The organism is [Mycobacterium] manitobense (assembly GCF_025821665.1).
In the GTDB taxonomy this organism is placed as follows: domain Bacteria; phylum Actinomycetota; class Actinomycetes; order Mycobacteriales; family Mycobacteriaceae; genus Mycobacterium; species Mycobacterium arseniciresistens.
In genome coordinates this window covers 1-516 of sequence record NZ_JACKSJ010000215.1, presented here as the reverse complement: position 1 = coordinate 516, position 516 = coordinate 1, and the positions used below count along the sequence as shown (strand labels likewise).

Below are 516 nucleotides of genomic sequence, written 5' to 3'. Positions count from 1 at the left end.
GTCCGGCGGGAAGAGTCCGCGTGAGCGTGGTTGTACGGTAATACTTCTCAGAGTTCGGGTGAACTAGTGGAAGTCCATCCAGTGTCCGTGCGGGGTCCAGCCCACAGCGAAGGGCAGCACCACCTTGGCCACCGGGCCCGAGGGCAGGTCGTCTGCGTTGAAGACCATGAAGTCGGTGTGGCGTTCGTTGAAGTACGACACCGGGGTGATCAGGTAGCCGTCACCCTCTGGTGCATCCGGGGTGCGCGGCACGAAGACCGACTCGTACACCCCGACCGGACGGTCATGCTTGATCGTGTAGCTGTCCTCTTTACCGGTGTGCACGTTGCGGCGCATGACGGTGTTCATCCGCATGCCGTCCTTGACCCGCTCGCCGGCGGTGTAGAAGCCCCACTCATACGGCTTGCCCCAGAACCGCTCATCGATCTTCGGCAGCTCCACCGGGGTATCGCTGAGGTGTTCGCTGGTGGCCCTGCCCTTTTCGAGGTCCAGGACCCAGCGCCCGATGCAGGTGGT

The 516-nt window shown here is 63.2% G+C and carries 1 protein-coding gene; it reads right to left on the bottom strand.

Features of this window, described 5'->3' with window-relative positions:
* Window positions 1–63 precede the first annotated feature (63 nt).
* The coding region (locus H7I41_RS23520) for a carotenoid oxygenase family protein (RefSeq protein ID WP_264015035.1) at window positions 64–516 on the bottom strand (453 nt) is incomplete at its 5' end.